The sequence below is a fragment of the Psychrobacillus sp. BM2 genome (assembly GCF_048572895.1).
Classification (GTDB): Bacteria; Bacillota; Bacilli; order Bacillales_A; family Planococcaceae; genus Psychrobacillus.
Map to the genome: position 1 here is coordinate 46,742 of NZ_CP183878.1, position 23,181 is coordinate 69,922.

The 23,181-nt window shown below is 35.9% G+C and carries 20 protein-coding genes and 1 pseudogene; 17 read left to right on the plus strand and 4 right to left on the minus strand.

What is annotated here, in order from left to right; translation table 11 throughout:
- The first annotated feature begins 79 nt into the window (after window positions 1-79).
- From ACN6MX_RS00220 to ACN6MX_RS00230, 3 genes are all read left to right on the plus strand, one after another.
- Window positions 80-877: a sensor histidine kinase gene (locus ACN6MX_RS00220; protein ID WP_419960697.1), complete on the plus strand. Its 798-nt coding sequence runs from the start codon at window positions 80-82 to the stop codon at window positions 875-877.
- Window positions 878-1,046: 169 nt separating this feature from the next.
- Window positions 1,047-1,646, plus strand: a complete 600-nt coding sequence (locus ACN6MX_RS00225; protein ID WP_419960698.1) for a cupin domain-containing protein — start codon at window positions 1,047-1,049, stop codon at window positions 1,644-1,646.
- A gap of 1,895 nt (window positions 1,647-3,541) precedes the next feature.
- Window positions 3,542-3,871, plus strand: coding sequence for a hypothetical protein (locus ACN6MX_RS00230; RefSeq protein ID WP_419960699.1), 330 nt, complete (start codon window positions 3,542-3,544; stop codon window positions 3,869-3,871).
- A 175-nt stretch (window positions 3,872-4,046) separates the two neighbouring features.
- On the opposite strand, the gene ACN6MX_RS00235 is transcribed toward ACN6MX_RS00230, so the two are convergent.
- On the minus strand, window positions 4,047-5,348 hold the full coding sequence (locus ACN6MX_RS00235; protein ID WP_419960700.1) for an ATP-binding protein: 1,302 nt from the start codon (window positions 5,346-5,348) through the stop codon (window positions 4,047-4,049).
- A gap of 262 nt (window positions 5,349-5,610) precedes the next feature.
- Window positions 5,611-6,639 (minus strand): ATP-binding protein, encoded by a 1,029-nt coding sequence (locus tag ACN6MX_RS00240; RefSeq protein WP_419960701.1) that lies wholly within the window; start codon window positions 6,637-6,639, stop codon window positions 5,611-5,613.
- A 901-nt stretch (window positions 6,640-7,540) separates the two neighbouring features.
- Between ACN6MX_RS00240 and ACN6MX_RS00245 the strand changes: the two genes are divergently transcribed.
- From ACN6MX_RS00245 to ACN6MX_RS00275, 7 genes and pseudogenes are all read left to right on the plus strand, one after another.
- Window positions 7,541-9,214, plus strand: coding sequence for a T7SS effector LXG polymorphic toxin (locus ACN6MX_RS00245; RefSeq protein ID WP_419960702.1), 1,674 nt, complete (start codon window positions 7,541-7,543; stop codon window positions 9,212-9,214).
- 14 nt (window positions 9,215-9,228) lie between these two features.
- Window positions 9,229-9,678, plus strand: a complete 450-nt coding sequence (locus ACN6MX_RS00250) for an SMI1/KNR4 family protein (protein ID WP_419960703.1) — start codon at window positions 9,229-9,231, stop codon at window positions 9,676-9,678.
- A gap of 591 nt (window positions 9,679-10,269) precedes the next feature.
- Window positions 10,270-10,860, plus strand: a complete 591-nt coding sequence (locus ACN6MX_RS00255) for a T7SS effector LXG polymorphic toxin (protein WP_419962512.1) — start codon at window positions 10,270-10,272, stop codon at window positions 10,858-10,860.
- A 320-nt stretch (window positions 10,861-11,180) separates the two neighbouring features.
- On the plus strand, window positions 11,181-11,468 hold the full coding sequence (locus tag ACN6MX_RS00260; protein ID WP_419960704.1) for a hypothetical protein: 288 nt from the start codon (window positions 11,181-11,183) through the stop codon (window positions 11,466-11,468).
- A 4-nt stretch (window positions 11,469-11,472) separates the two neighbouring features.
- Window positions 11,473-12,621: a suppressor of fused domain protein gene (locus ACN6MX_RS00265; RefSeq protein WP_419960705.1), complete on the plus strand. Its 1,149-nt coding sequence runs from the start codon at window positions 11,473-11,475 to the stop codon at window positions 12,619-12,621.
- Between the two features lie 228 nt (window positions 12,622-12,849).
- A pseudogene (locus tag ACN6MX_RS00270) lies at window positions 12,850-13,285 on the plus strand (ankyrin repeat domain-containing protein).
- 273 nt (window positions 13,286-13,558) lie between these two features.
- The gene (locus tag ACN6MX_RS00275; protein ID WP_419960706.1) at window positions 13,559-13,750 is read left to right on the plus strand and encodes a hypothetical protein; all 192 of its coding nucleotides are present in this window, start codon (window positions 13,559-13,561) and stop codon (window positions 13,748-13,750) included.
- 428 nt (window positions 13,751-14,178) lie between these two features.
- Here the strand turns inward: ACN6MX_RS00275 and ACN6MX_RS00280 are convergent, their stop codons facing one another.
- Window positions 14,179-17,064 carry a DUF3427 domain-containing protein gene (locus tag ACN6MX_RS00280; RefSeq protein ID WP_419960707.1) on the minus strand — a complete coding sequence of 962 codons (2,886 nt, stop codon included), beginning with the start codon at window positions 17,062-17,064 and terminating at the stop codon, window positions 14,179-14,181.
- 35 nt (window positions 17,065-17,099) lie between these two features.
- The gene (locus tag ACN6MX_RS00285; RefSeq protein WP_419960708.1) at window positions 17,100-17,495 is read right to left on the minus strand and encodes a (deoxy)nucleoside triphosphate pyrophosphohydrolase; all 396 of its coding nucleotides are present in this window, start codon (window positions 17,493-17,495) and stop codon (window positions 17,100-17,102) included.
- Window positions 17,496-18,484: 989 nt separating this feature from the next.
- On the opposite strand from ACN6MX_RS00285, the gene queF reads away from it, so the two are divergent.
- From queF to ACN6MX_RS00320, 7 genes are all read left to right on the plus strand, one after another.
- Entirely contained in the window at window positions 18,485-18,985 is a 501-nt protein-coding gene (gene queF / locus ACN6MX_RS00290) for a preQ(1) synthase (RefSeq protein WP_402847696.1), read from the plus strand.
- A 243-nt stretch (window positions 18,986-19,228) separates the two neighbouring features.
- Window positions 19,229-19,888: a 7-cyano-7-deazaguanine synthase QueC gene (gene queC / locus ACN6MX_RS00295; RefSeq protein WP_419960709.1), complete on the plus strand. Its 660-nt coding sequence runs from the start codon at window positions 19,229-19,231 to the stop codon at window positions 19,886-19,888.
- Between the two features lie 3 nt (window positions 19,889-19,891).
- On the plus strand, window positions 19,892-20,365 hold the full coding sequence (queD, locus tag ACN6MX_RS00300) for a 6-carboxytetrahydropterin synthase QueD (RefSeq protein WP_419960710.1): 474 nt from the start codon (window positions 19,892-19,894) through the stop codon (window positions 20,363-20,365).
- The gene (queE, locus tag ACN6MX_RS00305) at window positions 20,358-21,086 is read left to right on the plus strand and encodes a 7-carboxy-7-deazaguanine synthase QueE (RefSeq protein ID WP_419960711.1); all 729 of its coding nucleotides are present in this window, start codon (window positions 20,358-20,360) and stop codon (window positions 21,084-21,086) included. Before queD ends, queE begins: the two co-directional genes overlap by 8 nt.
- Window positions 21,087-21,133: 47 nt before the next feature.
- The gene (locus tag ACN6MX_RS00310) at window positions 21,134-21,673 is read left to right on the plus strand and encodes a VUT family protein (RefSeq protein WP_419960712.1); all 540 of its coding nucleotides are present in this window, start codon (window positions 21,134-21,136) and stop codon (window positions 21,671-21,673) included.
- A 360-nt stretch (window positions 21,674-22,033) separates the two neighbouring features.
- Window positions 22,034-22,372: a hypothetical protein gene (locus ACN6MX_RS00315; protein WP_419960713.1), complete on the plus strand. Its 339-nt coding sequence runs from the start codon at window positions 22,034-22,036 to the stop codon at window positions 22,370-22,372.
- 51 nt (window positions 22,373-22,423) lie between these two features.
- Window positions 22,424-23,155: an alpha/beta fold hydrolase gene (locus ACN6MX_RS00320; protein WP_419960714.1), complete on the plus strand. Its 732-nt coding sequence runs from the start codon at window positions 22,424-22,426 to the stop codon at window positions 23,153-23,155.
- Window positions 23,156-23,181 lie beyond the last annotated feature (26 nt).

The window sequence follows — 23,181 nt, forward strand, 5'->3', positions numbered from 1 at the left end:
GTATATAACGACTCTTTGCATAGTAATCGTGCTATTATTGTTCACTCGCCTTTTTTTCATCAAAAAAGAGATTAAAAGTATGACGAATCAGCTTAAGCAAAAAAACAGGAAAATTAATCTTTCTTTTATTGATAAAGATATAGAAAAGTTGGCGAAGGAGATTAACAAACAAATTGATTTAACGAATACAGCTAATGCTGAAAAAAAGCGAACCGAAAATGAATTGAAGCAAGCAGTTGCTAATATTTCTCATGATATTCGCACCCCGATGACGTCCATTTTAGGGTATGTTCAATTTTTGGAATTGGACGATATAACGTCTAAGGAAAGAGTAAGTTATACAGCGATTGTGAAAAATGGAGCACTGCGACTTAAAACTTTACTTGAAGACTTTTTTGAATTGTCGATTGTGGAATCCACGGAATTTCCTTTAAAAATAGAACGGGTAACATTGAACAATTTAGTTTTAGAAGTCTTAGTAGGGTTTTACGAAGAATTTCATCAAAAAGGTTTAGAGCCAATTATCCAGATTCTTGAACAGGACATTCAGATAACTGCTGACGTTTCTGCAGTGAAGCGGGTCATTGAAAACTTACTTATCAATGCGATTAGGCATTCGGAAGGAAATGTAGTGTTATTTTTGGAGCAGCAAGATAAATTTATTCAGCTTATAATAAGTAATCCTGCCCCCCTGTTACAAGAAAATGACGTTGCCCATCTTTTTGACCGCTTTTACAAAGTAGATCAAACGAGAACCGGAAAAGGTACTGGACTTGGGCTTTCTATTGCAAAAAGCTTAATGATGAAAATGAATGGCAGTTTAACTGCTGAACTAAAAGAGAAACAATTGGTCATGACATGTACATGGAAGACCTAATCGACCCTGTGTAAGAAACATTGACGTTAATTCGAACAAACACGAATGTTTAAACTTTCGCGTTTATTTCCTGCATAGGGCAACTTTCACAATAAATAGGCAGCATACATATCATGGAAAGAATGTGCTTTGTAAACACATTACAAATGCTAAAAAGGCAGGTCAAGTTATGGATTCTTCTATTGATTACACCTCACCGTCCACACAGTTCACTTTTGATGTAAATAAAAGCCCTTTCTTTAAAAAAGATAATTATAACATTATGAATATTTTAGGAATCCAACAATTAAATACGCTGGATAATATATCTTTGCTTGATATTTTTCTCAGTACCAACAATAATATAGAACCACATTATCACCCAAATGCAGCAGAATTGGTTTACTGTATTTCGGGAGAGCTAGCCGTTTCCATACTAAATCCATTTACAAAACAATTCCAACATTACACCATTACACCAGGTCAAGTAGCAAATATCCCACAAGGCTGGTGGCATTACCAAATGGCGACAGAAGATCGAACGCATGTATTAGCTATTTTTAATGCTTCTACGCCCGAAGTAATTCTTGGTTCCGATATTTTAAAATTGACACCTTCGAATATTATGGCGCATACCTATTGTATGAATGAAAACGAATGGAAAAAAACGATAGCTCCAGTTATGCCATCCACATATATTGGTCCCCCAAAAAACTGCAACAAAACAAGAACAGACAATCCGCAATACTATCCAAATCATTTCATCAATCAAAGCTATCCAATGCAATAATTTAACCCATATGAGTATAGGGTAAGTACTAAAAGGTTCTGTGTTGTAATTAAATTATAAAAATAATGCAGAAAGCCCAATTATAGTTTTTTGGGAACATGACAATGCATTTTACGTTGCAGCAACTTTATTATAGGGTGTCAGGTTCTAATACAATTCTAAATCGTATTAGAACCTGGCACTTTATTTGAAAATATATAAAAGTGACCCGTGAACACTGAGTTTGTGGCTCTTTTAAAAATGAATAATACGACTGATTTTCGTTTCAGGTGGACGTGTTCCGCAGGGTAGCGATGCACCATCACCGACGCTCCGCGTTCGCTTGTGATGTTTCATCTGTCTCACTGATCCTGCCGGAGTCGCCACCTTGCACTCCAATCAATTAGTGTGTATTACTCCACTTTAAGATTTAGCATAGCTTATTGCTTAGATGATAAGATTGGTCAAATTATTTGTAATCGCTTTGAATTAGAAATGCAATTATTCAATGATAGAGGAAGAAAGCAGTTTTTCTTTTATACTAGTGGAGGTATAGAGAAATAGTTAGTGTTTACAAAATATAGAAGCGAAATAGCGAACGAAATTGCATCTTCGAGAGCTTACTCTAGGAATAGTTAGTAGCTTTTCTCTAGTTATCCAAAAATGCATTAACCTGTTTATAAAAGTTTTAGAAGGGCGACGGACAGACAAACGCCATAAGATTACTGAGAAAAGAGATGCTGGTCGTGACGTTAGTCACGACCAGCATCTCTAAAAAAACATTCGGTAAGATTAAAGCAATTCGTCTGTCAAGAGCCCCTCGAAAACTTTAGAAACAGGTTTTGAACTATAAGGACCGGGCGTTATTTTGCCCGGTTTTCTTAAAGAATAAGAAAGTATATAAAAATGTACCATGAGCACTGGATTTATAGCACTTTAAAAAATGAATAATACTTGTGATTTCCGTTTCAGGTGGACGCTTTCCGTGGGGTGAGCGATGAGCTATCACCGTCGCTAGCGCGTCGATGTGATAGCTCATCTGTCTCACTCATCCCACTGGAGTCGCCACCTTACACTCCAATCAATATAGTGTGTATTACTCCACTATAAGATTTAGCATAAGCTTATCACTTTGATGATAAGATTGGTCAAATTTTAGAGAGTGATAAAGTTATTTGTAATCGTATTTGAATTATATATTCTATTAATTATCCAAAGAAGGATCAACAGAGTAGATTTTCTTTAATACTAGTGGAAATAAAGAGAAATAGTAAGTATTTACTAAATAAAGTAGCGAAATAGCGAACGAAATTGCATCTTCGTGAGCTTGTTCTATCAATAAGTAGGTATCTTTTCTTTAGTTATCAAAAAATGCACTGACCTGTTTCTAAGCGTTGAAGGAGTGCGATGGACAGACAAACGCCATAAGATTATCGAAAAAAGAGATTCTGGTCGTGACGTTAGTCACGACCAGAATCTCCAAAAATTTCATCGGTAATAATATAGCAAGAAATCTGTCCAAAGCACTTCAGAAATGTTGGAAACAGGTTTTGAACTAAAGGACTGGGTGACTTTTACCCAGTTTTTCTTAACATGGCTAAAGAGAACAAAGGCTATGCATTTGAAAAAAACAGTTTTTAATTAGATTGGGTGAAAAGGAATTAGTCTAGTTATATTCTTTCACTAGTAGAAGAAGTAACAAGCGTGGAATACTTAACGGAATTTCATGTGAATGAGGGAGATAGGGATCTTATGAAATCGAAAGGACGTTACTATAGCTAATTACTTGTGAAAACTTCAGTTATTAATTATTAATTAATGCTAAGGCCTTGGAGTTTTCTCTATACGTTTTACTGATGATATAATATGCTACCATAAGTAAAGAGTCTCAGCTATTCACGCATGGAGGATTTCAAATGATTGAAGTAATAACGGTAGTAAATATGTTAGTAGAAGTAAAAAATACGAAAGACCATGAAAAAAAAGTAGAAAAGATTTTGCGGTCCAAGACTCGGTCGATTCAACATATAGAGACGATTAGCATGTCTGAACCGAATGAAAAATTAATCGTAAGTGCTTTGGTGAAGTATAGAGTGCTCATAGAAGAAAGAATGGAAAACAAGTTTTTAGATGATTATGTGGGTCTCGTTCTCCCGATGTTTTATAATCGTTTTAAAGCGATGCCAGTAAGCAATCAAATTTATAAAATTTCCAGGATCAGAAAAGAAAATGTTGCTCGGCGTTAATATTTGTTTGGAGCATAGGGAACCTAAACAGTTCTGATTATTAAATATTAGAACTAACCAATTGAGAAGTGGACGGCTGATTATATATTAGTTGAAAATCCAGACATTTTATCAATTAAAATAGACTTGTAATTGAAAATGATAAAAGTCTATTTCGTATAAGTTTTAGCACTTATCAACTCATAATAAGTTCCTTCTCATTTTCCTTTGTTTTTACCGGTTCTAGAAAAGTAGGTGATAAGGAAGGGAAAGTAAATTTAAATGTCGTTCCTTTTCCAATTTCACTTTCTACATGAATTGTACCATTCATAGCACGTACGATACTATACACTACCATAATGCCAAGGCCTGTCCCCTTGCTTCCTTTTGTTGAATAATAAGGCTCGCCTAAACGGGTCACTTGTTCAAGTGTCATACCTGAACCAGTATCTTTAATGAGAATGCTTACAGTTGTTGGTGTGGTCTCCATTTCAACCGTTAATATTCCTCCCTTAGGCATTGCTTCTATGGCGTTTTTCATTATATTTACAAGGCATTGATGAAATTTTTGTTTGTCTCCTTCGATCTCCTCTCCCTGTGAAAAAATAGAAACTATTATGACCGAATTTCGCTTTGCCAATGGCTGTAGCAATTGAACTACTTGTTCTAGTTCTTCCTGAACAAGTAGAGGTTCCATCGATTTGATTTCAGGATTAGAGAAATTCAAATATTCTTGAATTACTCTTTCAGCCGATTTCAGCTCGTTTTTAATAATGGAGAGATATTGAGTATGGTTTTCTTTTGAAATAGAATCATTTTGTAAAAGTTGAACAAAACCAATTGCTGCTGTCAACGGGTTACGAATTTCATGACTAATAGCTGCACCCATTCGTTCAACAGCCTCTAACCGTTTGGATTTCATAGTGCGCTGACGCAATTGAAAAGTCATAATAATTTCTTCAATAATATAAGAAATAATTCCGACTCCAATTGGTTGAATGACTAAATAAGCAAACCAAACTTCGGTACTGCTGTGAGGTAAGTGCCAAATTCCATTCGTAAAAGTTTGGGCAAAACTGAACAGAAATGTTACGCCTACGGAAAAAAGTATTCGATGCTTGGGAGAGCGTTTTAAAAACCATGGAGAGATTCGCCAAAAAAGAATAGCAAGCCCTCCATAATAAAGGCCGGTCATCCAAAATCCATAATCAATTCCCAAAAAACCTCTTATGAGTATAATGAATGCTGCCAAAAGAGGACCTAAACCCATATATAAACTGCCGACAATGAATGGAACTTTTCGTAAATCAAAAACGACATTAATGCCTTCTATTTGATAAGTAAAAATAAAACAGAGTGTTAAACTAATTATTAAAAAGTTGATGAAAATAGCTTGGTAAGACCAAAACCTTTTCGACTTTTCTGCCCATAAAACTGCTGAAAATAGTAATACGATTAACAAGGATAAATTGAAAAAGAAATATACTGTTAATTCCAAGATATTATTCCTCCAATACTATTTTATCCCGCATTAACGGGCAGTAATACTTCCACTTCAAGGCCTAGCCAAAGAACAAAGCATAAGTGGGAGACAACTGCCCGTAAACGCCCGAATGGTTCGGGCCAACAGGATGTTGGTCACTCAGGCATTGCCGCACGATGCGGCGTTATTTGTTTGAGTTCATCTTTTCAATCAGTGGGGATGAAGAAAACCCCCACTGATTGAAGTTTCACTTTATGCAAAAAAAGATTCATCTTCCCTATACCTTAGTTTTATGGAGCTTAAAATGAAATTGGGAGATGGTGCCTTTGCCAATCTCACTTTGAACTTCAATTGTTCCTCTCATAGCACGTATTATACTATAAGCAACCATCATGCTGAGACCAGTTCCCTCGGGTCCCTTCGTAGAATAATATGGTTCTCCTATACGTTTAATTTGTTCTTTACTCAATCCTGTTCCAGTATCTTGTATAGAAATACTTATCTTGTTCTTAGTAGCAATGGTCTGGATCAATAATGCACCCCCATTAGGCATAGATTCGATCGAATTTCTCATAATATTAATAAAGCTTTGGTGGAATTTCGATTTGTCTCCTTGGATCGTTCCATAGCTAGAAAAATCAGTAGAAACCTTTACTGAATGATAATTAGCCAGAGGATGTAGTAATTTTAAAATATGCGTTAGTTCTTTCTGAATATCTAGTTCTTCTATTGATTCAATAATTGGTTTTGAAAAGGTTAAGTAATCTTGTATGATACCTTCTGCAGAATCTAATTCATCTTTTATAATGGAGAGATATTTTGTTCTTTTATTCTTATCAAGAGAAACTTGGTCGAGGAGCTCAATAAATCCAATTGCTGTAGTTAATGGATTTCTAATTTCATGAGATATTGCAGCCCCCATTTGTTCGACTGCAGCTAACTTTTCTTCGATTATTAACTGTTGTTGCAACTGTTGATTCTTTTCTCTTATTTCAATGAGGGAAGAAATCATGGCAACCCCAAGTGGTGGGACTATTGCGTAGGCGATGATTATGTCTAGCAATTGGTCAGGAGATACTGTGTTTAATGCTATGATGAATAGGATGCCAACACTTATCAGTAAAGTAATGCCGGTGGAAAAAAGTATTCTTATATTAGAAGTGAGTTTTAAAAACCAAGGAGAAATATACCATATAAAAAAACTAAACACGGTATAAAATGCAACTGCTATAAAGAATCCAACGTCTATTCCATGGAATGCTCGAAAGAAAATAAGCAAAAATCCTAGTATAGGACTGAACCTCAAATAGAGGCCGCCCAATAAAAAAGGAATTATTCTCAAATCTAGAACATACCCACTTTGTATGGGATAAGAAAATAGAGAACAAAGTATTAACGAAAAAACAAAATAAAATAAGCCTGCTCGTTTGTGTAAATGGATACTACCGGCTCTCTTATTTAATAGAAAAAAAATAAAAAATAAAATCATTAATAAGGAAAGATTAAATAGAAAATGCATTGTTATAGTTCCCAATATATACCTCTTCTAATAATTTTTATAAATTAATAGTAACGAAAGAATGTGGAATATACAATACATCTTCAAAGAATATTCAGAAGATTCTTTAGCGAGTTTGTTTAAAAGGGCAGAAAGGGAGTAGTGGATGGAGCAAGTTTGAAGGATACAGCTAATTTCCTTTACGGGGGTTGAAGGTAAGAGAGTGGACAACCTGAAAATGAACTCCATTTTTGTAACAAACGTAAAGAGTTAATACCCGAATGAAGTAAGCCCTGCAGAGATCTCTCTCCACAAGGCTTACTTTCATTCAGTTATTCTATTCATATGTATATTTTTTTCAGCTTAGAATCCGACCCTGTGTAAGAAACATTCACGTTAATTCAAACAATCGTGAATGTTTATATTTTTATGTTTGTTTTTTGCACAGGGACAAATAGGTATTTATAAACCTTTGGTGATCATTTATTAAACCCTTTGTATCATTATGGATGTGATATTTACAATCCCTATTATTCATTTTTTCTATATTATTGAAATCTACCTTTACCATTCATCTGAAAAATGGAATATTATAACTATTAGGGTTGAGGAGGAGTTTAATGTTTCAGGAAAGGGAGATATCATTTTTTAGAGTTAAGAGTTGCCGCTTACATTCTTTCAATAGAAGAAAAGAATTCATGGTGTGCTTATGAAAATACTAGACGTAGATTTATTTCAAGATGGGCTAATGAGAAATATTACAATGTTGGACAGGCTTGGAAGTGAAGTAGAAACAATCCATCGTGCAGTAGAAGGATTAGTAGGGATGGAAGACGAACTTAAAGGAGAAGGAGGGAGTGCCATTCGTGCTTTCTATGCAGAATGTCATCTGCCATTACTCCAACAATTTCTCGTTTCGGCTGCTAGTTATAAGTTAGTGCTTCAACAAATGGAAAGCGCTCTAAATTCCCTCGAACCAGATACATCCGGTCATATTGTGGAGCAATTTCTGGAAGGTGAAGTAGAGCAGGGACTTACTACAATCGCACAACTGACTGAAAATCTAACGAACGACTCAAACAGTATTATGGACCAGGTCAGCGATATCGTAGCCCTTCCGTATCTGGATGATAGTGGAGTACAAGAAGGCGTTCTAGATGCGAAAAGAAAACGAGACGATACAGTAAGTAGGCTTCAAGAATTTGATGCAACACAGACAGCCGCTTTACTACCTTTCGAGCAAGACATGCAGGCAATGGATACGTGGATCCATAACATGGAAGAGATGTTCACAAGCAATCTCACGGATATCCACTTCCAAACAGATCGATGGGCGGAGCTGGTGGTGTGTAGTCGCCCATTAACCATTTCCACACCAAAGATTGAAGGAGAAATGTGCCTACGTGAAGAAGAGGAAGAAAAGTCGGTTATAGATACTGGTTTAGAAATAGTAGATGGAATTTTAAGTGGTTTATTTGATGTAGGGAAAGACTTTGTTACTGGTATTGTAGATATAGTCCAGGACCCGAAAGCCACACTGGATGCAACGTTAGAGGCAGTTACTAATCCCGTAGAGACATATAACACGATAAAGTCGGCCATTACTACTTCCTACGAACGTGATATGGTGGGCGGAGATGCCAATTCCCGTGCTCACTGGGTAACCTATGCATTAGGTACCGTCGCCACCTCCGTAGTTGGAACAAAGGGTGTCGGGGCACTTACCAAATCAGGGGTCACTGTAACGAAGGCAGTTGCTCCAAAAGTAGCTGGAGCAGTAAACAATGCATCGGCATCATTAGCTAATCTATTGCCTTACGGACCGCGTCCACAGTTTGCGATCGCAGGTGAAGTTCCTTATAACACAGTGAATGCACCGGGCTTGAGGGATCGTGTGATTTCTATAGCTAGGGTTGAGAGTGGAGTTAAGGGTACGGGTAAAAGTAATTTAGAAATCGAATTTACAAAAGAACAACTTGCCACTAAACCGTCATATTCGCCTGTCCTGGATAAATGGACAAAGAAAGGCGGTACAGTGAAAATTGATGAAGATGGTGCTTGGGTATTTACAAATAAGAAGGAACAGACTGTAAGGTATCCTAATGGTTATCCAGACTTCACGGAATATGCACATCCAACTGTTAAGCCGGTAGAAATTGAAATTGCAAGTCCAACCAATCGTCCATTGGATTATAAAAATGCTAATATAGAGGCAGGTTTAAGTAAAGATTCTGACCCACCTGTGCCAGCATTAGATAAGCCACCTGTAGGATATATCTGGCATCATCATCAAGATGGGAAAACGATGATTCTAGTAGATAAAGATATTCATAGACAATTTACTCATACAGGAGGAGTATCGACAGTTAATGGAAGAAAATAAGGGAGGATATTAAAATGGTCAAAATTGAAGGTTCTCATAAGAAACTTACTATAGAAGAAATTAAACAGTTTGAAAAAGATACTGGAGTCAAATTAACAAAAAAATACACTGAATTTTTACTTAAATGGAATGGTGGATACCCGAAAGAAAGTATATTTACTATTACTGATAAAATGGGGAAAAGCGTTTTGAATGTATTTAATGGAATAGGTGAAATGTATGATAACTTAGAGAAAGTTATAGACATATATGAATTTAGACTTACCAAAGGCTTTATACCAATAGCAGATGATTCAGCGGGCAACGTTATATGCTTAGGTACAGAGGAACCTTATTACGACAAGATTTATTTTTGGGATCATGAACAAGAACCGGAAGATCCTGATGATATGAGTAATATGTATTTTTTAGCAAATGATATTGATGAATTCTTAGATAATTTATATGAGGACACAGAGGAATAAAAAGAAGTATTAGCAATGAAGAACATTATACGCTAATTATAAAGCACTTGATTGTTTAATAGGCAACAAGTGCTTTTGTGGTGAGAAATTTATGTTTTAGGGAATGCTTATGACAAAACAATAGACCATGGAATTGGGAGAAAAAATTTGAGGAGTGAAGATACATGGCAGTTTTTGTATTGATGTTGAAGGAACTTGGGGACAAGACAGGGCAGTATATATCTATATGGATCAAATGAGAATTCAATGGGGTAAATTGAGTATGATAAAAAAATAGGGTTATCAACCAACTCTCGCCAATTGATTCACAAGAGTTCGCTGATGATTTCTTCTTTAAGAGAGCAGGAAGACGTCTTTCAAGAATAATTATTAAAGAGAATCAGAACTTTGTTGACCGAACAACTACAGAATCTTGATAAGTGCTAAAGATTTTAGTGGTTTTTTATTAAATTTTGGTATGTAAGAAAGTAGCATAGCGTTTGAACCTTGATGGGCTATATCCTTTCAAGGTTTTAATATTTTTAATAACTTGGTGGTAAACAAACTAGATTTGTAGCCAGATTAGGGTACCAGGTTCTAAAACAATTCTATATTGTATTAGAACCTGGTACCTTTCACTTTAGTGGTGTACAAGAAGGCGTTTTAGATGCAAAAAGAAAACGAGACGATACAGTAAGCAGACTTCAAGAATTTGATGCAACACAGAAAGCAGCCTTACTATCTTTCGAGCAAGATATGCAGGCAATGGATACGTTGATCCGTAACATGGAAGAGATGTTCACAAGTAATCTCACGGATATTCATTTTCAAACAGATCGATGGGCGGAGCTGGTGGCATGTAGTCGCCCATTAGCCATTTCCACACCGAAAATTGAAGGAGAAATGTGCCTACGTGAAGAAGAGGTAGAAAAGTCGGTTGTAGATACTGGTTTAGAAATAGTAGATGGAATTTTAAGTGGTTTATTTGATGTGGGAAAAGATTCGGTTACAGGTATTGTAGATATATTCCAAGACCCGATAGCCACGTTGGAAGCTACAGTAGAGGCTGTAACTAATCCTGAAGAGACATATAACACAATAAAATCGGTCATCACCACTTCCTATGAACGCGATATGGTGGGCGGTGATGCCAATTCCCGTGCTCACTGGGTAACCTATGCATTAGGCACGGTTGCCACTTAAGTAGTTGGAACAAAAGGTGTCGGTGCACTTACCAAATCAGGGGTCACGGTCACAAAGGCAGTTGCTCCAAAAGTAGTCGGGGCTGCCAACAATGCCTCGGACTCATTAGCTAATCTATTACCCTACGGACCCCGTACACAGTTTGTGATCGCAGGTGAAGTTCCTTATAACACAGTGAATGCGGCGGGCTTAAGGGATCAGGTGATTTCTATAGCTAGGGTGGAGAGTGGAGTTAAGGGTACCTGTGGAACAGCTAAAATGTAGATCAAATTGATTACGGAGCTTATTTAAAAAAGAACTTAGGGGATCCTCCAAGTGATATGTACGATCCTCATGCACATCATATTGTATTTAAAAAAGGAAATGGGGTATCTCAAAAGGAATTAGTGAAAGAAGGCCAAGAAATATTAAAAGAATATGACATTGACCCTATTCTGGGACTTAAAAATCTAGTTTGGGCTCCTAATAGAGTTAAAGGTCAACACGGGATTGAAGCCCTTAGTAATGTTGTTGATAATATTAAAAAAGTAAGGGATGCTGGCGGCGATAGAGATGATATGGTGGAAATGCTAAATAAACTTGGTGATGTTGCAAAAAGGAGGAAGTAATTACATGGACAATAAACTAATTGCTAAAGAAATTCGTTCTGCTATAAAAGATGGTAATGTTCAAAAAGTAGTAGAATTAATCGACTCCAACACAGAAACATTAAACATGGAGACTCCTTTTGGTACTTGGCTTCATGTTGCAGCCTCTAAAGGAAAGCTTGATATAGTACAAAAGCTGGTAGAACTTGGGTCGGATATTAATAAACTAGGTGGAGTATATGGTGGTGGGGCATTGAATGAAGCTGCTTCTTCTGGACATATCGAGGTAGTGAGATATTTACTATTAAGAGAAGCAAATTTAGACGTAAGCGAACCAGAAAGAAATCCATTGTTTGGAGCGATTAGCAATGGGCATGTTGATATTGTAAAACTATTAATTAAAAGTGGTATAGATACAGATATTAAGTACGCTGGCGAATCAAAAGAAGATACGGATGCTTTAACTTTCGCAAGGGAACAAGGTCAAATAGAAATAGTTAAGTTATTGGAAAATCCAAATGAGTGCTCCACTACTGCAAGTAAAACAAATGAAAGTAATCAAAACCAACACGATGTGATTTTAGAGCATGTAGCTAAATACTTTGGCGAGGTTAAAAATACTATAAGTGAAATTGTTCCTGGTAGTAGAGTAGCCGTCAGTATTCATATAATTGCTCCATCCATAAATAAAAATTTCGTAACTCTATTTACTACGGGTATGAGTGATGAACCAATGGACTATTCAGAAAAAGAAAGTGGATATAAATATTCGGAGTTGTTATTAAAACTGCCTTCGAATTGGAATGTCGATAAAGACGATAAGAAAGATCAGAACAATTATTGGCCTCTTGCATGGCTAAGGAAAGTGGCTCATATTCCACATATTTATGACGGATGGATTGAAGAAGGTGTTATTCTTCCAAATGGAGAACCTCCACAGCCACTTGCATCAAATACAAACTTATCCTGCGTAATGGTGTCTCGTCCTAAAGAGACCGGATTAGATATCGTTCAAACTAAACAAGGAACAGTAAACGTTTATACACTCATTCCTATTTATGAAGAAGAAAGAATTCTTGCATTGGAAAAAGGGCATGACTATCTAATTAAGATAATGAATGACAAAGGAGTCTCAGACGTATTGGATTTAGATAGGATAAATGTTGGTAAATAACAACAGTAACAGCCAGTGTAGTACTTTATAAATTAGTCACATTACAAGGATATAAGTGGAGGGTATCGGTTTCTAAAGCAATTGTAAATTGCATTATTGACTGGTCCTTTTATTGATTAAAAATATAGTTGATGATTGATGTGGCATCAGATTTAGATGACATTATTGTAATACTAGAAGAGGAAAACAAATTAATTCTAGGAGATAGAGATTAAAGGAGAAATTAATATGGGTAAGACCCAATCTGCAAAAGACATTAGAAATGCCTTAAAAAGTGGTCAACTAGAAAGCGGCAGCTCAGGGGCATTTAGAGATAGTGGAATATCTTATTAATGCTGGGATAGATGTTAATGCAGAGGGTGGAACTTTTTCTACAAATGCACTTGAAAGAGTGACTACAAAAGGACATTTAGAAATTGCTAAATATCTAATTAGTCGGAATGTAGAGATGGATATTAGTGAACCAGATAGAAATCCTCTGTTTGCTGCAATATATGGTGGGCATTTGGAGATTGTAAAATTATTAGTTGAGAAAAATATAAATATATCTATAAAATACTCTGGTGAAATCATGGAAGATATGGATGCCTATTCATTTGCTATAGAAAGAGGACAAACAGAAATTGCTGAATATCTTAAGCAAAAGCTGAATGAAGAGGAATAATAAAGAGTTATACAAAGAATAACCCTATCTATAAATGAATAGACTCGTTAATTTAAAGTAGAATTAGAATTTAATAAATTAGGGTACCAGGTTCTAAAACAATTCTAAATTGTATTAGAACCTGTATTTTATTTTAAAGAATCTTGGCCAGAATCAGAAAGAAATGGTTCAAGAAGGTATATAAACAAGGCGTGCTTGGTTTAAAAGTGAAATGTAGTCCGAATAATTTACCGCATAATACACAACCTAACCCTGTGTTTAGGAGGTGAACTTATGACTAATCAAGAAAATAATCAAAATCAAAGAAATAATAAAAGTGTCGCAAAGAGCATCAAAAACACAGCAGGATCTGCATTTGAAACAGTCCATAATGCTTTAGAGGCTACAGAAAATGTTGCAATGAACACTGTTGATGCAACTAATAATGCTGCAAAGAATTTAACAGGTAATAAAAATAATCGTTAGACTAAAAATTGTGCAATTTACAAGAACAATGTTAGATAAAAACGCCCATTGGGCGTTTTTTGTTATTCACTCATTCTACATGTAGCAGTATGGAAAAGAAATACAAACAAGTTTATATGTACGATTCAGAAACGTGCAATTAAAATACAATGCCAAAAGAGATGTTAGAGGATTTATATGTTCTACATTATAAGTATGAGGAAAGTAGCATTCCCTTAGAATTATTCTTCTCTTGAATTTGTTTTCTTATGCTGTTTATTTACATGAAAATTGTCGATTTCCCGGGAAATATTTCGAATTACATCTAAACCTTTTCTTTTTACATTACCTGCAGATATATTTTAGGTGGGAGACCAGTATTATTACTTTATGATAAAAAAGTATCTTCACAGTAAAACTTCTGTTGAAGATACTCCTTTGCATTCTTATTATTCTTCCACTAAATAATGATATATATCGTATTGCACTGGCTGTTCAAGAATCATGTTCATAGTTACAACTGGAATCTGCTTACCGTTTTTGTCAAACATCACTTCTTCTTGGGGGCTATTTTCTGCAACCGTAGTCGTACCGACATAATAAAAATCAAAGCCTTCACCGTCATCTTTTTTAGTGAATAAGTGAATGTCCAAATTAGTTTCTTTCGCTCGCAAAATAGCTTTAACCTCATTGGATTCTAATGTTAGTTTACTGCGAGTAAACCAGCGAAATAAATCGGGTGCCAAAAATTCATCGCCATATGCTACGCTCGAATCTACTTCGTCTTTTTTGTGATAGGTCACAAAAACTGGGCAAGTTCCATGCTTTACTCGATAACCATAGATTGTGGAGGAATCGTCCTTTGCCCAATTTAATAAACGACAAGTATCTCTTCGTGAATATTTTTTATAAAGAGTCAGTGGCCGTGTTTGATCATATTGTTTATTTTTAATTTGAGCGCAGATAACAATGTCTTCTATAAGATTTTTGTAGAATGGGTTACGCAAACTTGTTTGAATATCAGTATTAAATTGATATTTGTTATTAATTAATTCGATAATTGGCTTAGAACCAAATTTTATTTGGTCATTTGACACATGGAATTTTAATGCAAATATATTTTCTACTGATTCAATTGTTTCTTTATCTGTATATGTTCCAAAATCTTTTAATCTGCTAACATATTCATCTTTATTAATGGAATCATTTTGAAGTAGAGAATCTACTAAAAGAACTTCATGTATTCTTTTCCCATTTAAAATTTCTTTTGAAAGCATTGTCAGAATGGCTATTTCATACTCAATGAGTGAAGGCATTACTTCTTTCATTTTTAGCAAAAATGCATAGTAATTTTCTGAGTAACCGGTGATGACTTCAGGGTCCAGTGAATTCTGTTCAATAAAATCGTGCATTGTGGGTATTCTTCCAAGACGGTTCTTTACTTCCGTATAGGAATCTCTTAGTGTTTTTAGAGTCGAAAGATTTGTGTTGTTAATTGCATCAAAAATGCGTTTCTTAGCAATCTCTTCAAAGTTTATTGTTGAAACACCTTGGATATAGTCAGTATTAACCGTTCTACGGCGGACATTATCCTTATTCATGGATTGGTCACCTGAAAGAGCAATAGGGATTAAATAGTTATTTTTATAGTTGCCGATGAAATCAATAATAGTTACATACTCTTTTTCATTATGCTTGCGTAGTCCACGTCCCAGTTGTTGAATAAAAATTATACTTGACTGTGTTTGGCGTAGCATGATGATTTGGTTTAAAAACGGAATATCAATACCCTCATTAAAGATATCTACGGTTAAAATATAATCTAGTTGGTATTGTTCTAATTTACGAATTGCATCTTCTCTTTCAGGTTGTGAATTATCACCTGTAAGGGCAATAGTTTTTAAGCCTTGGGTATTTAACACTTCTGAAAGGGCATGTGTTTCTTGCTTAGAGCTACAGAAAATTAATCCTCGTACCCGCTTTCCTGAATAGCCATAGTAGTTAACTTTTTCGAGAATATGATGAACACGCTCTTGCGATACAAGTTGTTGCAAGGTAGATGTGTCATCAATGATTTCTCCATTCCTCTCATAATCTATCACACCAAAGTAATGAAATGGACAAAGCATTTCCTCTTCAAGAGCGGCCTGTAGCCGAATTTCATAAGCTATATTGTAATCAAAGAGCTCAAAGATGTTAAAGCTGTCCGTACGTTCAGGAGTCGCTGTCATTCCAAGTAAGAAATTAGGCTCAAAATAATTAATAATATTCAGGTAGGAATCTGCACCCGCACGATGTACTTCGTCTATTAGTATATAGTCGAATTCATCTTTTTCGAACTGCTGTAAATGCCGTTCTGAAGAGAGTGTTTGAACTGTTGCAAATAAGTATTTTGCATTTGTGTCTTTTGAATTACCTGAAAGTATTCCGAAATCATCTTCATGACCCCCTAATATTTTTCGGTAGTCTTGAAGTGCCTTCTTTAAAATTTGTTCTCTATGAACAACGAAGAGCATCTTTTTAGGGGCAAAGTGACGAACATCAAAAGCAGATAGATATGTTTTTCCTGTCCCAGTCGCTGAGATAATTAATCCTTTTTTAACACCGGTTTCACGAAGAGTTTTTAATTGTTTCAGCGCATCATTTTGCATTTTATTTGGTTGAATAGCAAGACTATCGGCCAATTGGTTTGTGAGATATTCTGCGTTCACTTCAAATACGTTGGAGGTTGCCTGATTAACGAAGGGCTGTTGTTCATAATTCAGATTGTAGCTGTTAATCCAATCTACAGTTAGAGGGATGGCTTCATTCCATGCTTCTTCAAACTGATTTTTAAAGTGGTGGATGATTTCTCCATCTTCCAAAGAAGTTAAATAGATATTCCATTCATAGTTAGCTTTTAAAGCGCTATCCGTTAGATTTGAGCTTCCTACTATTAAAGAATAATAGTCTTTATGTTCGAATATATAACCTTTAGAGTGGAAGCCTTTCACGCCAGTCAGACGGACTTCCACATTTTCTAGTTTTAATAGTTCTTTAAACATTTTGGGTTGATTGAAATTTAAAAAAGTAGATGTTAAAATTCGACCTTTGATTCCTTTTAATTTTAGGTCGTATAGCATTGTTTTTAAAGTTGCAAGTCCACCCTCTGTAATAAAAGCGACAGAAAAAATGAAGGTCTCGCATGTTTTCATTTCTTGAAGAAGTGTAGATAAAACATTTTCATGAGCCTTATTTGAAAGTAGTTTAGGTTTAAATTGCCCTGATACAGGATTACTTTGATCAATAAAACCTTTATGTAATGAGTTTTTCATTTTACGAATCAGCTGATCCATTTAATCACGTCATTTCATTCGAATTTTCCGGACAACTATTTTTCATTTGCTATTTTTTCGACTGCTGGAATATCCGCTGCTGCAAAATTGAGTGTATGTAAGTTTTCCCGGGTTACCCATCTAGTGTCGGCATGCTCTGTTGCAATAGGGGTACCTTCTAATAGTTTTGCCTTATAGGTTTCTAGTCTGACGATAAACTTTTCATATTCATATGTTGTATCTTCAACTTTTTGACCAACTTCAATTGTACAATCAAATTCTTCAATAATTTCCCGTTGTAAAGCCTGCTCCGGTGTTTCCTCAGCTTCAATTTTACCACCAGGGAACTCCCATAGACTTGGAAGTGACATAACAGGGCTTCTTAACGCACAAAATATTTCGTTCTTATCATTTTCAATAATTGCTCCAACAACATGGACTAATTTTTTCATTTTGTATCATCCTAATTATAGTTTTTATATCTTTATCATAGCTTATATTAATAATATGAGCAGCATGAAACTTGAAATGGCTTGAATTTACTGATTATTATTCACTTAATCTATTGAGTGAAACCATAGTGATTCTGGTCCAAATTAGTGAAAAGATAGGGATGGCCATTGTTATAACAGATTACAACATAAAAAAACAGTTATTCAATGGATAAATGATTCTGATGAAATTGTGGTTTCTGAAGGGATATTAATAGAGGAGGATGGTCTTTAGCTATCTATGATAAGGAAGAAGAGAACTTTGTTTTTGGTTGTAGCAATGAATAAAGGATTATTTTGAATCAAATGCAACGCAGTATTGGTGTAAGAATTGTTGGAGAAAGTAATTACGTGGGAAGAGTATCTAGTGATTTATGACGAAGGTAATGAAAGTGCCTGTTGGACAAGCAGGGAATGAATAATACAAATAGTAGATATCTCCACATAAGTAGAGGTATCTACTTTTCTATGTTTCCAAATCTCTTTAATAATCTAAATCTCTCCTAGGCTAAAATAGTTTGTAATATTAGCTTCAATAATTCTTCAGTTGTTTCTGGTAATTGCTCTGGTAAGCTAAGTGGATGATTCATTTCTGTTCCTCCTTTAATCTCGTATTCTATTAACAGTATAGGTAATCTAGTTAGAATTTATGCATGATATTATAAAAAAGTTTTTGAATCTCTTAAAAGGAGATTTGGAATGGTTCTACTTACTAAAATACCTATTTGACGTTTTGGTCAATATTCTATATTATGATTTAGTACCCGTACTTGACCGGGAGAGGTTCATAGCTTATACCCTCTATAAAAAACTATGGATACATGACTATTCGCCATGTCCATATACTTTGGACGTGGCTTTTTTGTTTTTATCCTTTTGTTTGTATAGATTGGTTTGTGAAGCCTCTTTTGAAAGTGTTGGGAAACATTTTTTATAGGAGGTTTTTTATTATGTCTGGAAGAAACCATGATGAAGGTTTGAAAGATTTAACGTTGTTAGGTAATCAAGGCACAAAATATTCATTTGACTATGCACCTGAGGTACTGGAGTCGGTAGATAATCTTCATTCAACTCGGGATTATTTTGTTAAGTTTAATTGTCCAGAATTCACAAGTTTATGCCCAATTACAAATCAGCCGGATTTTGCGACGATGTATATCTCGTATATTCCGGATAAAAAAATTGTAGAAAGTAAATCATTAAAGCTGTATTTGTTCAGTTTTAGAAATCATGGTGATTTCCACGAGGACTGCGTAAACATTATCATGAACGACTTAATTGAATTGCTAGACCCAAGATATATTGAGGTCTGGGGAAAATTCACTCCACGTGGAGGTATTTCGATTGATCCGTGGTGTAACTATGGAAGACCGGGGACGAAATATGTAGAGATGGCGGATTTCCGTTTGATGAATCATGATCTATATCCAGAAAAAATTGATAATCGTTAATTAAATAATCCTTGTTGAAGGAAGAGGTTATTAGCTACCCTCTTAAGAAAAGCGGAAGCGCCTATGCAAGCCCCGACTAGCGCAAGAAGGATTGCACGTAAAGGCGTGCGTCTATATGCCTTTACTGAAAGCCTGAAGCGACTCGAGGGGCTAGGCGCTGGAGCTAGACAATCTAAAAAACTAAGAAGACAACAGCACTCCTTCTTAGGGTGCTGTTTTGTCGTTATAAGGGAGTTTTTATCGATGAAGCAAGAAAAAGCAATAATTGTTTTTAGTGGAGGACAGGATAGCACGACCTGTCTGTTTTGGGCGAAGGAACATTTTAAAGAGATTGAGGCAGTGACGTTTGATTATGGTCAAAGACATAGTCTTGAAATCGAATGTGCAAAGGAAATAACTAAGGAGCTGGGTGTAAAGCATCACATATTGGATATGTCGCTTTTAAATCAGCTTGCACCGAATGCATTGACACGAGATGACATAAAAGTTGAGGACGGAGAAGATGGTGGATTGCCGTCGACTTTTGTACCTGGACGAAATTTACTCTTTCTATCTTTTGCTGGCGTTTTGGCGAGTCAGGTCGGAGCAAAGCATATCGTGACTGGCGTCTGTGAAACTGATTTTAGTGGTTATCCGGATTGCCGAGATATCTTTATTAAATCTTTAAACGTAACGTTAAATCTTTCTATGGATACTACCTTCGTGATGGATACACCACTCATGTGGTTGAACAAAGCGCAAACATGGGAACTTGCCGATCAGCTTGGAGCTCTGGAGTTTGTCCGAGAAAAAACGTTGACCTGTTATAACGGAGTAATAGCAGATGGTTGTGGAGAATGCCCAGCATGTAAGCTAAGAAAAAGAGGGCTTGATGAGTATTTAAGCTTAAAGAAGGGGTCCTAAGATATGACTAGTTTTAGAATTGTCGATAAGCTTCAAAAAATAGATGAAGATATACAAAGTAGTCAATTAAAATATCATTTAAAGCGTGTTCTCGTGAGCAAGGAATTTACCTTCGATGCTGCCCACCATTTACATAATTATGAGGGGAAGTGTAAAAATCTTCACGGTCATACGTATCGTGCCGTATTAGGATTGAGTGGATACACGGATGAACGCGGTTTGATGATTGATTTTGGCGATATAAAAGAAATTTGGAAACAAAAGATAGAGATATATTTGGATCATCGTTATTTGAATGAAACCCTTCCAACGATGAACACCACGGCAGAGAATATCGTTGTCTGGATTTATGAAAAGTTGACTGAACATTTGCTTGGTGAGCAACGATATAATGGGGCCCGTGTAGAATTTATAAGGTTGTATGAAACTCCGACAAGCTATGCTGAAGCGAGACGGGAGTGGATGGAAGTTGAATAAGGTACCTATTATGGAGATTTTTGGACCGACGATTCAAGGCGAGGGAATGGTAGTAGGTCAGAAGACAATGTTTGTGCGGACTGCAGGCTGTGATTATTCTTGTTCCTGGTGTGATTCATCGTTTACATGGGATGGTAGTGGTAAGCATCTTATTGTCCAAATGACTGCAGAAGAGATATGGTCTGAGTTAAAACGCCTTGGAGGCAGTGGCTTTTCTTTTGTCACGGTTTCTGGTGGAAATCCGGCACTCCTTCGAAACTTGGATGCACTAATTGATATTTTAAAGGCAAACGACATAAAAATCGGAGTGGAGACACAGGGAAGCAAGTGGCAGGAGTGGTTGTATAATATCGATGAACTGACGATTTCACCAAAGCCTCCCAGTTCCGGAATGATCACGGACTTTTCTGTGCTATCGGGTATTATCGAAAAGCTTAACAATCGAAATAGCGAGCAGCGTATATCCCTCAAAATAGTTGTTTTCAATAAAGAGGATTATGAATATGCAAAGCAGGTTCACTCTCGATACTCGACAATTCCTTTTTATCTCCAGGTCGGTAATGATGATATCACGACGACTGACAACCCACAGCTAATCAGCCATTTATTAGAGAAATACCAAGAGTTGATCGACTGGGTTATTGAGGATGAAGAATTAAGAGATGTCAAAGTACTGCCGCAGCTGCACGCCCTTGTTTGGGGAAATAAAAGAGGCGTATAGTGGTCAGGCCGTCAAACTGTATATAATCTTACTGGAGGAATAACATCATGAGAATCTTATTTTATTTAATATCTATAGTGACTGCTAATGTCGTGACAGCAGCTTTTGCCCCACTACAGTTTGGTATGTTCATTGTCCCTATGGGAACGCTACTAATAGGGGCTACCTTTATTTTCCGAGATCTTGTACAAAACAAATACGGTAGAAAAAAGACATACTTATTCATTTTTGTAGCTTTAGCATTTTCCGCATTAGCCTCATTTATGTTGGGGGATACTCTATTAATTGTGCTTGCTTCAGCAATTTCATTTGTTGTCGCTGAAACAGCAGATACAGAGATTTACACAAGATTGAAGCTACCAATGGCTTGGCGTGTATTTTATAGTGGCATTGTTGGAGGATTCCTGGATTCAGTGATTTTTGTTGTGATCGGGTTAAGTCCCCTTGGAGCAAATTTTCTTCCATGGGAGGCAGTACCAGCTGCTATTATAGGGCAAATCATCGTGAAAACCGTTATTCAAATGATTGGCGCACTTATCTTGAATCAGGTTTATGCAATAAGAGGAAAAAGTCTTCTTTCTGAATGAGATCAATTCTCTTACTTTTCCTGTAACAAATCTTGAGTTCGTGCTCAATGGGTATGGATGGCATCATTTAGCCAATACCTTTGAGGAAACCGTCTATTATATTTGACCGCTTGATGCTAAAGCATCGGTGGTCTTTTTTTTTACTCAGTAAAAGAATGTCATTCCTTTTATAAAATGAATGCAAAGTGATATACCCACAAAACTCCTTATTAGCAAGTATTGGGTGTTATATGGAAATAAAGTATAATAAAAGTGCAGACTATTAAAAATACTTAAAACATAAGTAAACTAATAGAAAGAAAGACGCATAAATACAATTGAGCTTGGAAATGAAAAATACATTTTACAAGGAGATTAATAATGTCGAAACCATGGAAAGAAGATCAACAGTTTCTACTAAATAGTATGAATGATTATCGTACAAGAATTGAGAACAAAGAAGAGGGCGAAGTTAGAAGTTTAACAAAGTCTTTTGCAGAAACCTTACACAAAAATACAGTGGAACTACATCATAGAAGTATAAACTCAATTGTCGAACGTTTACCTTATTTGGATAACCTATTAGCCGGAGCATTGGAGAAAGTGGACTATTATATAAAAGATCATCATCTTTATGGATCACATCCTCGGAATAACGGAGATAAAAAGTTGAATGGATCTAATACCCGTCATTCTTATAACGGAGCATTGAGAAAGTGATTTATATGCCTTATGGGACATGGATAAATAAGAGTAAAAAGGGGTGTTAATTTGTTATTACACACAAACATTATAGGTAACGGAGAGCCAATAGTTTTCTTACATACCGGTTTACAAACTGGAGTAACAGACTTTATATTTCAAAGAGAGTATTTCAGCAATAATTATCAGGTAATCTCTCCTGATTTAAGAGGACATGGTCAATCAGAAGCAGATAATATACAAAATTTCTTTGAGGATTCCGCTAAAGATTTATTCGAAACATTTGCCCATTTAAATTTGGAAGTTGTACATTTAGTGGGGTGTTCATTGGGGGCTCTAGTTGCGATTAAATTTTCAAAAATGTTCCCAGAGAAAGTTGCTACTTTAACAATTTCAGGAATTACGCCAGTGAAACCAGAAAATTGGTTAGAACTTCATGAGCAAGATGTGAAAGGACAAACAGAGGTATTGAATAGTAAAGAGATAGCTGGTTATTTCGACCAATTACATCTATCTGATTGGAGGCAATTCATTTATTTTGGGAGAGATGAAAACTGGTATCCATTCGAGGATGTGGCAGCTATAGCTGAAGTTAATTTTCCTGTACTCTTTATGGTTGGTGAGGATAAAGCTAATGAAACAATCGGGGCAAGCATTCTCCCTAAGAGGAATATAAATATCCATATTGCAATTGTTCCATTTGCCGGGCACTTAGTGCATACGGATCAGCCACAGATTTATAGCAATATACTTGAGACATTTATAGAGAGTAATGTAGCGCTATTAAACCAGAATTCATAGGGAGGAGTGAAATCTCGGGTAACAGG

Coding starts and splice junctions, on each gene's coding strand:
- queC (WP_419960709.1), top strand. CDS start 19,229: ATGAAGCAAGAAAAAGCAATAATTGTTTTTAGTGGAGGACAGGATAGC.
- ACN6MX_RS00275 (WP_419960706.1), top strand. CDS start 13,559: ATGACTAATCAAGAAAATAATCAAAATCAAAGAAATAATAAAAGTGTC.
- ACN6MX_RS00310 (WP_419960712.1), top strand. CDS start 21,134: ATGAGAATCTTATTTTATTTAATATCTATAGTGACTGCTAATGTCGTG.
- ACN6MX_RS00245 (WP_419960702.1), top strand. CDS start 7,541: ATGAAAATACTAGACGTAGATTTATTTCAAGATGGGCTAATGAGAAAT.
- ACN6MX_RS00220 (WP_419960697.1), top strand. CDS start 80: ATGACGAATCAGCTTAAGCAAAAAAACAGGAAAATTAATCTTTCTTTT.
- ACN6MX_RS00250 (WP_419960703.1), top strand. CDS start 9,229: ATGGTCAAAATTGAAGGTTCTCATAAGAAACTTACTATAGAAGAAATT.
- ACN6MX_RS00230 (WP_419960699.1), top strand. CDS start 3,542: ATGATTGAAGTAATAACGGTAGTAAATATGTTAGTAGAAGTAAAAAAT.
- ACN6MX_RS00225 (WP_419960698.1), top strand. CDS start 1,047: ATGGATTCTTCTATTGATTACACCTCACCGTCCACACAGTTCACTTTT.
- queF (WP_402847696.1), top strand. CDS start 18,485: ATGTCTGGAAGAAACCATGATGAAGGTTTGAAAGATTTAACGTTGTTA.
- ACN6MX_RS00280 (WP_419960707.1), bottom strand. CDS start 17,064: ATGGATCAGCTGATTCGTAAAATGAAAAACTCATTACATAAAGGTTTT.
- ACN6MX_RS00285 (WP_419960708.1), bottom strand. CDS start 17,495: ATGAAAAAATTAGTCCATGTTGTTGGAGCAATTATTGAAAATGATAAG.
- ACN6MX_RS00260 (WP_419960704.1), top strand. CDS start 11,181: ATGTACGATCCTCATGCACATCATATTGTATTTAAAAAAGGAAATGGG.
- queD (WP_419960710.1), top strand. CDS start 19,892: ATGACTAGTTTTAGAATTGTCGATAAGCTTCAAAAAATAGATGAAGAT.
- ACN6MX_RS00315 (WP_419960713.1), top strand. CDS start 22,034: ATGTCGAAACCATGGAAAGAAGATCAACAGTTTCTACTAAATAGTATG.
- ACN6MX_RS00265 (WP_419960705.1), top strand. CDS start 11,473: ATGGACAATAAACTAATTGCTAAAGAAATTCGTTCTGCTATAAAAGAT.